This is a genomic window from Desertihabitans brevis (assembly GCF_003327535.1).
Taxonomy (GTDB): Bacteria; Actinomycetota; Actinomycetes; order Propionibacteriales; family Propionibacteriaceae; genus Desertihabitans; species Desertihabitans brevis.
This window is the reverse complement of the sequence record NZ_QOUI01000007.1, coordinates 293,066-302,073: the sequence shown is the minus strand read 5'-3', so window position 1 is coordinate 302,073 and position 9,008 is coordinate 293,066. Positions and strand designations below refer to the sequence as shown.

The 9,008-nt window shown below is 73.8% G+C and carries 7 protein-coding genes; 5 read left to right on the top strand and 2 right to left on the bottom strand.

The features are described from left to right. Positions 1-158: 158 nt before the first annotated feature. Positions 159-479, bottom strand: a complete 321-nt coding sequence (locus DT076_RS13085; RefSeq protein ID WP_114127109.1) for a rhodanese-like domain-containing protein — start codon at positions 477-479, stop codon at positions 159-161. A gap of 79 nt (positions 480-558) precedes the next feature. Between DT076_RS13085 and DT076_RS13080 the strand changes: the two genes are divergently transcribed. After that, a complete protein-coding gene (locus tag DT076_RS13080; protein ID WP_114127108.1) occupies positions 559-1,248 on the top strand; it encodes an aspartate/glutamate racemase family protein in 690 nt (229 codons plus the stop codon). A gap of 86 nt (positions 1,249-1,334) precedes the next feature. Then, positions 1,335-2,705, top strand: coding sequence for a GH1 family beta-glucosidase (locus tag DT076_RS13075; protein ID WP_114127107.1), 1,371 nt, complete (start codon positions 1,335-1,337; stop codon positions 2,703-2,705). Positions 2,706-2,720: 15 nt separating this feature from the next. Here DT076_RS13075 and DT076_RS13070 read toward each other — a convergent pair whose 3' ends face one another. Next, positions 2,721-3,491, bottom strand: coding sequence for a DedA family protein (locus DT076_RS13070; RefSeq protein ID WP_114127106.1), 771 nt, complete (start codon positions 3,489-3,491; stop codon positions 2,721-2,723). A 133-nt stretch (positions 3,492-3,624) separates the two neighbouring features. On the opposite strand from DT076_RS13070, the gene DT076_RS13065 reads away from it, so the two are divergent. From DT076_RS13065 to DT076_RS13055, 3 genes are all read left to right on the top strand, one after another. Then, entirely contained in the window at positions 3,625-4,284 is a 660-nt protein-coding gene (locus DT076_RS13065; RefSeq protein WP_114127105.1) for an NUDIX hydrolase, read from the top strand. Between the two features lie 179 nt (positions 4,285-4,463). Next, complete coding sequence (locus DT076_RS13060) at positions 4,464-7,115, top strand: ExeM/NucH family extracellular endonuclease (RefSeq protein WP_114127104.1); 2,652 nt, start codon at positions 4,464-4,466, stop codon at positions 7,113-7,115. A 91-nt stretch (positions 7,116-7,206) separates the two neighbouring features. After that, on the top strand, positions 7,207-8,997 hold the full coding sequence (locus DT076_RS13055) for a glycerol-3-phosphate dehydrogenase/oxidase (RefSeq protein WP_114127103.1): 1,791 nt from the start codon (positions 7,207-7,209) through the stop codon (positions 8,995-8,997). The last annotated feature ends 11 nt before the right edge of the window (positions 8,998-9,008 follow it).

Here is a 9,008-nt window from a genome sequence, read left to right as displayed (position 1 = left end):
AAGGTCTTGGACTACGCCACCCCGGCTGAGAAACTCAACGAACTACTCACTGTTGCGCACACCCCTTGAATCCGCCGAGCCGATGACGCCGGTATCACCTCGAACCGGCGGGGTGGCGGGTGGGAGGGGAGAGGGGGAAGGGCAGGGGGTCAGAGGGGTCAGATGACGTGGGGGTCGTCGGAGTCGCCGACCAGGGGCAGCCCGCGGGCCTGCCACTCACCCATCCCGCCAGCGACGTTGACCGCGGTGTAGCCGGACTGGTTGAGCCAGGCGACGGCCCGGGCCGAGCGCCCGCCGCTGCGGCAGATGACGTACAGCTGCTCCTCGGCCGGCAGCTCGCCGTAGCGCTCGGCCAGCTCGGTGACGGGCAGGTGCTGGGCCCGCTCGGCGTGCCCGGCGGCCCACTCGTCGTCCTCGCGCACGTCGACCAGGTGCGCGTCCTCGGGGATCTCGTCGATGCTCACGGTGGGGACGTCCATGCCGGCGAGGCTACCCCGCACGGGCTCCGTCCGGCCCGGGTGCGTTGACGGCGGGCGGCGGGGCGGGGAGGATCCGCCCGTGCGCACCATCGGGATGCTGGGCGGGATGAGCTGGGAGTCGACCGCGGAGTACTACCGGCTGGCCAACGAGCTGGTCCGTGACCGGCTCGGCGGGCTGCACTCCGCCCGCCTGGTGCTCGTCTCGGTGGACTTCGCCGAGATCGAGGTGCTGCAGGTGCAGGGGGAGTGGGAGCGCGCCGGGGAGCTCCTGGCCGGGCACGCCCGCTCGCTGCAGGCTGCCGGCGCGGAGCTGGTGGTGCTGTGCACCAACACCATGCACAAGGTGGTGGGGGCGGTGGAGGAGGCGGTCGACGTCCCCGTGCTGCACATCGGGGACGCCACCGCGGCGGCGGCGCACGCGCAGGGGCTGACCCGGCTCGGCCTGCTGGGCACCGCCTTCACCATGGAGCAGACCTTCTACCGCGACCGGCTGGCCGCCGCCGGGCTGGAGGTGCTGGTGCCCGACGCCGCCGACCGCGCCACCGTGCACCGGATCATCTACGAGGAGCTGGTGCTCGGCGTGGTCACCGAGGAGTCGAGGGCGGCCTACCGGGAGGTGATCGGCCGGCTGGTGGCTGCGGGCGCGGACGGCGTCGTGCTGGGCTGCACCGAGATCGAGCTGCTGGTCGGGCCCGACGACAGCGCGGTGCCGGTGCTGCCGACCACCCGGATCCACGTCGAGGCGGCTGTGGAGCAGGCACTGCGCTGACGCACGGTGGGCACCGCCGCCGGGTCGGGGCCCGGAGGTGGCACCCTTTCCCGAGCACCCACCGTCGTGACCTCGAGGAGCCCCTGATGAGCCGATTCCCCGCCGACTTCGTCTGGGGCACCGCCACCGCCGCCTACCAGATCGAGGGCGCGGTGGCCGAGGACGGCCGCGGCCCCAGCATCTGGGACACCTTCGCCGCCACCCCCGGCGCCGTCCTCGACGGCAGCACCGGCGAGGTGGCCTGCGACCACTACCACCGGGTCGAGCAGGACGTCGCGCTGATGCAGCAGCTCGGCGTGGACGCCTACCGCTTCTCCATCGCCTGGCCGCGGGTGCTGCCCACCGGCACCGGACGGGTCGAGCAGCGCGGCCTCGACTTCTACCGCCGGCTCGCCGAGACCTGCCTCGGGCACGGCATCACCCCCTGGGCGACGCTCTACCACTGGGACCTGCCGCAGCCGCTGGAGGACCGTGGCGGCTGGCTCACCCGCGACACCGCGGAGGCCTTCGCCGAGTACGCCGCGCTCACCCACGACGCCCTCAAGGACGTCATCGGCCACTGGATCACCCTCAACGAGCCGTGGTGCTCGGCCTTCCTCGGCTACGGCAACGGTGTGCACGCCCCGGGCCGCACCGAGGGCGTCGGCTCGGTCCACGCCGCCCACCACCTGCTGCTGGGTCACGGGCTGGGGCTGCAGGCGATGCGCGCCAACGGCGGGGAGGGCCAGCAGCTCGGGCTGACGGTCAACCTGTACTCGGTGCGTCCCGCCTCGGACGCGGCGGTGGACGCCGAGGCGGTCCGCCGCCAGGACGGGCTGGGCAACCGGCTCTTCCTCGACCCGGTGCTCACCGGTGCCTACCCGGCCGACGTGCTGGCCGACACCGGCACCACCGACTGGTTCGCCGAGCGCGCCGACGACCTGGCCGTGATCTCGGCCCCGGTCGACTTCCTGGGGATCAACTACTACAGCCGGCACACCGTCGCCGGGCCCGAGGACGGGGTGTTCGCCGACCCCACCCAGGCCACGGCCAGCTGGGGCAGCGAGAACGTCCGCACCGTCGACACCGGGGCGCCGAAGACCGGCATGGGCTGGGAGATCCACCCCGACGGGCTGGTCGACGTGGTCGCGATGGTGCACGAGCGGGCGCCCGGGCTGCCGGTGCACATCACCGAGAACGGGTCGGCCTGGCCCGACGAGGTCGGCCCGGACGGCACCGTGGCCGACCCCGACCGGGTGGCCTACCTGCAGGCCCACCTGGACGCCGCCGCGCAGGCGGTCGAGCAGGGCATGGCGCTGCGCGGCTACTTCTGCTGGAGCCTGATGGACAACTTCGAGTGGGCCTTCGGCTACTCCAAGCGGTTCGGCATCGTGCACGTCGACTACGAGACCCAGCAGCGCACCGTCAAGCAGAGCGGCTGGGCCTACCGCGACGCCATCGCGGCCGCCCGCGGCTGACCACCGCCGGGTCGGTCAGGCCGCGTCGCGCTGGTCGCCCGCCGGGGCACCCGGCGTCGGTCGGGGCCCGGCCTTGCGTCCGGCCATCACCGCGAGCCCGACGGCCAGCGCGACGGTGACCCAGATCGCGTAGCGGTCGACCAGCAGCACCACGTCGACCGCGTGCTGGCCGAGGCCGTAGCCCAGCCCGGCGATCAGGGACGTCCAGATCAGCGCGCCGCCGAGGTGGGCGGCCAGGAAGACGCTGAGCCGCATCCGCGCCCAGCCGGCCGCCACGTAGACGATCGCCGCCGGCACGAAGGGCAGCTCCCCGGCCAGCACCGCCAGCCGCACCCACCACGGGTTCGCCCGCCGCAGCCGCTCGGCGAGCTGGCGCTGCCGCGGGTGGGGGGCCAGCAGGGTGACCACCCGGTCGCCCCAGCGCCGGCCGGCCAGCCAGAACAGCCAGCCGAACTTGGCGCTGCCCACGACACCGGCGAGCACCACCAGCCAGAGCGGCGCCTCCCCGATCCGGGCGAAGGCGGCGGCCGCCCCGATCGCGGCGTTGGAGCCGGTGAGCAGCTCGAGCAGGATCGGGTGGCGGGCGATCAGCAGCGGCTTGAGCGGGGTGAGCGCCAGCATCAGCGCGGGCACCACCAGCAGTGCGCCGAGCAGCAGCTGGTCGGTGCGGGTCGCGCGTCCCTGCCAGGGCTTGAGGTCGGCCAGGGTCTGCGGCGCACCCGACGGGGCGCCGGAGGTGACCTCGGGCTGGGCCGGAGGGGAGGACGGGGAGTCCGCAGCGGTCATGGCGCCCATCCTGGTCCCGGCGGCAGGGTCCGGCCGGTGGCAGGTGTCACGACCTGCCCCACACGCCCTCACGCCCGGACCGGCCTCCCGGGCAGTGCGGGGGCGGGGCGCGTGGCGCCCGTAGGGTGGCGGCATGCCGGTCTGGGACCAACAGCTGCTGCGGGCGGCGCTCGCGGGTGGTGCCGTCACCTCGGCGGTGCGGATCCGGCCGGCGGTCGGTGCGCGCCAGGCGGCGGTGCTGGTGCTGCTCGGACCGGCCGGCGCGGACGACCTCGACGTCACCCTGGTGGAGCGCGCGAGCACGCTGCGCCACCACGCCGGCCAGATCGCCTTCCCCGGCGGGGCCCGGGACGCCGAGGACCCCAGCCTCAGCGTGACCGCGCTGCGGGAGGCCGAGGAGGAGATCGGCGTCGCGCCCGAGGAGGTCGAGGTGCTCGGCGAGCTGGGTGCGGTGCACGTCGAGGTCAGCCGGTTCGACGTCACCACGGTGGTCGGCGCCTGGGCGGGGGACCGGACGCTGACCCCGCGCGACGCGGACGAGGTCGCGGCCGTGCACCGGGTGCCGCTGTCGGTGCTCACCGACCCCGCCACCCGGGTCACCGCCGTCCACCCGCGCGGCTACCGCGGGCCGGCGTTCGTGGTCGACGACCTCTTCGTCTGGGGTCTCACCGCCCACCTGCTCGACGCCGTCCTCGAACTCGCTGGCTGGCAGCAGCCCTGGGACCACGGGCGCCGGCGCGAGGTGCCCCAGCGGTTCCTGGTCGACAGCGGCCACGGCCCGAGGACCGCCTGAGACGCGCTGGTGGCCGCACGGATGGGCTGCTCCCCGGTGGTGGACGACCGGCTGGCGCGACCGGCGGGCCGACGGTTGTTCACCTGATCGACACCCCGCGTTCGAGGGGCCGCCGGGTGCAGGGTGCGGAGGTTCTCCTAGGTTCGACCGTGGCCCGAACACCACTGGAGGAGAACTCGATGCCCTCGTCATCCCGGCGCGTCCTCGGCGCGCTCACCGGGGCTGCCCTGGTCGGCGGTCTGTCGCTGACCGGTGTGGCCGGCCCCGCGGCGGCCGCCCCGGCCACCGACCTGCTCTTCAGCGAGTACGTGGAGGGCAGCAGCAACAACAAGGCCCTCGAGATCTACAACGGCACCGGTGCCGAGGTGGACCTGTCGGGCTACGCGGTGCAGGTGGCCTTCAACGGCAGCACCACGCCGGGCCTCACCCTCCCGCTCGAGGGCACCCTGGCCGTCGGCCAGGTGCACGTGGTGGCCGCCTCCGGCGCCGTCCCCGCCATCCTCGCCGAGGCCGACCAGACCACCGGCTCCGGGCTGTGGAACGGTGACGACGCCGTGCTGCTGGTCCACGACGACGCGGTGGTGGACTCCCTCGGCCAGCTCGGTGTCGACCCCGGCTCGCAGTGGGGCAGCGGCGACGTCTCCACCGCCGACAACACGCTGCGCCGGCTGCCCTCGGTCTGCGCCGGGGACACCACCCCCGGCGACGCCTTCGACCCGGCGGCGAGCTGGGCCGGCTTCGCCACCGACACCTTCGACGGCCTCGGCGCGCACCGCTCGGACTGCGCCGGCGACCCCGGTCCCGACCCGGACCCGGACCCCGATCCCGATCCCGACCCCGAGCCGACGGTGTGCGGCGAGCCCGCCACCGCGGTCGGCGAGGTGCAGGGCAGCGGCGACGTCTCTCCGCTGGCCGGCGAGGACGTCACGGTCGAGGGCACCGTGGTCGGTGACTTCCAGACCGGCGGGTTCGACGGCTTCTACCTGCAGGACGCCGGCGACGGCGACGCGGCGACCTCCGACGGGGTGTTCGTCTTCGGCGGCGGCGCCCCCGCGGTCGAGCCCGGCGACACCGTCCGCGTGCGGGGTGAGGTCTCGGAGTACTTCGGGATGACCGAGATCACCGTGGCGGAGGCCGAGGTCTGCGCCACCGGCGGCGAGCTGCCCGAGCCGGTGGCCCTGGAGCTGCCGCTGGAGCCGGGCGAGGCCGAGGCCCACGAGGGCATGTACACCACCTGGCCGCAGGACCTGGCCATCGCGGAGTTCTTCAACTACGGCCGCTACGGCGAGATCGTGCTGAGCACCGAGCGCCAGTACCAGCCCACCGCCGTCTTCGAGCCGGGGTCGCCGGAGGCCGAGGCGCTGGCCGCGGAGAACCTGGCGAACCGGATCACCCTGGACGACGGCCGCAGCAACCAGAACCCGGACCCGGCGATCCACCCGAACGGCGAGGAGTTCACCCTCGACAACCGCTTCCGCGGCGGTGACCTCGTCACCGACGCCACCGGCGTCCTGGACTACCGCTTCGACCTGTGGCGGATCCAGCCCACCGAGGGCGCCACCCACACCGCCGCCAACCCGCGCCCGGACGTCCCCGAGGTCGGCGGCACCACCACGGTGGCCTCGTTCAACGTGCTGAACTACTTCACCACCCTGGGCAGCCGCGGGGCGGACACGCCGGAGGAGTTCGACCGGCAGGAGGCCAAGATCGTCGCCGCGCTGGCCGCGATGGACGCCGACGTGTTCGGGCTGATCGAGATCGAGAACAACGGCGGGGAGGCCGTCGACACCCTGGTCGCGGCACTCAACGAGGAGGTCGGTGCGGGCACCTACGACGCGGTCGACACCGGCGTCATCGGCACCGACGAGATCACCACCGCCCTCATCTACAAGCCGGCCGAGGTGACTCCCACGGGGAGCTTCGCCACGTTGACCAGCGAGGACGACGTCCGCTTCCTCGACGAGTACAACCGGCCCACGCTGGCCCAGACCTTCACCGACAACGCCACCGGCGGCGCGGTCACCGTGGCCGTCAACCACCTCAAGTCGAAGGGCTCGGACTGCGAGGCCGCCGGCGATCCGGAGGACCCGGACGGCCAGGGCAACTGCAACCAGGTGCGCACCAACGCCGCCCGCGCGCTGGCCGACTGGCTGGACGCCGACCCGACCGGCACCGGTGTGGAGGAGGCGCTGATCATCGGCGACCTCAACTCCTACGACCACGAGGACCCGATCACCGCCCTGGAGGAGGCCGGCTGGACCGACCTGCTGCTGCGCGACCAGGGCGAGCTGGCCTACTCCTACGTCTTCGACGGCCAGCTCGGCTACCTCGACTACGCCCTGGCCAACGAGGCGCTGGCCGAGAAGGTGACCGAGGCCGCGGACTGGCGGATCAACGCCGACGAGCCGAGCCTGCTCGACTACGACATGACGTTCAAGGCGCCCGCCCAGGACGCCCTGTTCACCCCCGACGCCTACCGCAGCTCCGACCACGACCCGGTGCTGGTCGGGTTGGAGCTCGAGGGCGCCGACACCACGGCGCCGCAGCTGGAGCTGAGCGCCAGCCCGGAGACCATCTGGCCGCCCAACAACAAGGGCGTCCTGGTCGAGGTCGACGCGCGCGCCACCGACGACTCCGGTGAGGAGGTCACGGTCGAGCTGGTCTCGGCCGAGGCCGAGGGCCGCCGCGCCAGCGTGAAGACCTACGACGACGGGCGCAGCTTCCGCGTCATCGCGGCCCAGGGCGCGGTCTACACCTTCACCTACGAGGCCACCGACGCGGCCGGGAACACCACCCGGGAGTCGGTGACCGTCGAGGTCACCCGCGGCTGAGCACCGGCCACACCACAGGTGGAACATCCCGCTGCGACTGCGCAGCGGGATGTTCCGCGTCCGGGCTCACCCCGCTGAGTAGGTTGGCGCCATGATCCCCGCCACCACCGCCGTGTCCCGCCTGGCCGCCCTGCGCTCGATGGGCGACGAGGAGGGGCTCGACCTGCTGGTGATCGGCGGCGGGGTGACCGGGGCCGGTGTGGCGCTGGACGCGGCCACCCGCGGGCTGCGCACCGGGATCGTGGAGATGCAGGACTGGGCGTCGGGGACGTCGGGACGCTCCAGCAAGCTGGTCCACGGCGGGATGCGCTACCTCTACAACCTCGACTTCGCCCTGGTGCAGGAGGCGCTGCGCGAGCGGGGGCTGCTGCTCAGCACCATCGCCCCGCACCTGGTCAGGGCCCAGCCGTTCCTCTGGCCGCTGCGCACGCCGGTGGTGGAGCGCTCCTACAGCGCGCTCGGGGTCGGCCTGTACGACGCGATGTCGGCGCTGGGCAACCTGACGTTGCCGGGCGACCGCGGCGCGGCCGCGGTGCCGACCCAGAAGCACTACTCGCGCAAGCAGACCCTGGAGCGGTTCCCCGACCTGCGCCCGGAGCACCTGACCGGGTCGATCCGCTTCTACGACGCCCGCGTCGACGACGCCCGGCTGGTGCTGGGCCTGGTCCGCACCGCGGTGTCGTACGGGGCGCTCGCGGCCACCCGGGCCCAGGCCACCGAGCTGCTGCGCGAGGAGGCCCGCCGCGGTAGCGCCACCGACGAACCAGCACGTGTGGTCGGGGCGGTGGTGACCGATCTGGAGACCGGGGAGACCCACCACGTCCGCGCCAAGCACGTCGTCAACGCCACCGGGGTGTGGACCGAGGAGGTCGAGTCGCTGGCCCGCGAGGGCGGCGGCCTGCAGGTGCTGGCGTCCAAGGGCGTGCACCTGGTGGTGCCGCGGGACCGGATCCGCGGCGACGCCGGGCTGTTCCTGCGCACCGAGAAGTCGGTGCTCTTCGTCATCCCGTGGCAGCACTACTGGGTGATCGGCACCACCGACACCCCCTGGAACGGTCCGCTGCGCCACCCGATCACCACCCGCACCGACATCGAGTACGTGCTGGAGCAGGCGAACAAGGTGCTGGCCAGCGACCTCACCGCCGATGACATCATCGGCACCTGGGCCGGGCTGCGCCCGCTGCTGCAGCCGAAGGACAGTGCGCCGGGGGAGTCGGCCAAGATCTCCCGCGAGCACACCGTGGCCGAGGTCGCCCCGGGCATGGTCTCCATCGCCGGCGGCAAGCTCACCACCTACCGGGTGATGGCCCGCGACGCCGTCGACTTCGCCCTCGGCCCCGAGAAGGCCCGGCGCTGGCCCTCGATCACCGAGAAGATCCCGCTGGTGGGGGCGGTCGGGCTGGAGGCGGCGGGACGCTACCTGGCCCGGGTGGCGCCCGGCTACGGCTGGGACGCCGACCGGGTGGAGCACCTGCTCTCCCGCTACGGCTCGGAGGTCGGCACGCTGATCGACCTCATCGAGGAGGACCCCTCGCTCGCCGCGCCGCTGCCCAGCGCCCCGGTCTACCTGGGCGCGGAGGTGGCTTTCGCGGTGCGCTACGAGGGCAGCCTGCACCTGGAGGACATCCTGCTGCACCGGCTCCGCATCGACCACGAGCAGCGCGACCGCGGGCTCGGGGCGGTCGCGGACGTGCTGGCCATCGCCGTCCCGCTGCTGGGTTGGGACGCCGACCGGCAGGCGGCCGAGGTGAAGGCCTACGAGGCCCGGCTGGCCGGTATCCGCGCCGGGGAGGCCGAGGCCGACGACGAGGCCGCCGTGGCCGCCCGCCACACCGCCGAGGACCTCATCCCCATCCGCACCCTCCGCCGCGTCAACCGCTGACCCGGCGTCCC

Coding starts and splice junctions, on each gene's coding strand:
- DT076_RS13075 (WP_114127107.1), top strand. CDS start 1,335: ATGAGCCGATTCCCCGCCGACTTCGTCTGGGGCACCGCCACCGCCGCC.
- DT076_RS13055 (WP_114127103.1), top strand. CDS start 7,207: ATGATCCCCGCCACCACCGCCGTGTCCCGCCTGGCCGCCCTGCGCTCG.
- DT076_RS13085 (WP_114127109.1), bottom strand. CDS start 479: ATGGACGTCCCCACCGTGAGCATCGACGAGATCCCCGAGGACGCGCAC.
- DT076_RS13070 (WP_114127106.1), bottom strand. CDS start 3,491: ATGACCGCTGCGGACTCCCCGTCCTCCCCTCCGGCCCAGCCCGAGGTC.
- DT076_RS13060 (WP_114127104.1), top strand. CDS start 4,464: ATGCCCTCGTCATCCCGGCGCGTCCTCGGCGCGCTCACCGGGGCTGCC.
- DT076_RS13065 (WP_114127105.1), top strand. CDS start 3,625: ATGCCGGTCTGGGACCAACAGCTGCTGCGGGCGGCGCTCGCGGGTGGT.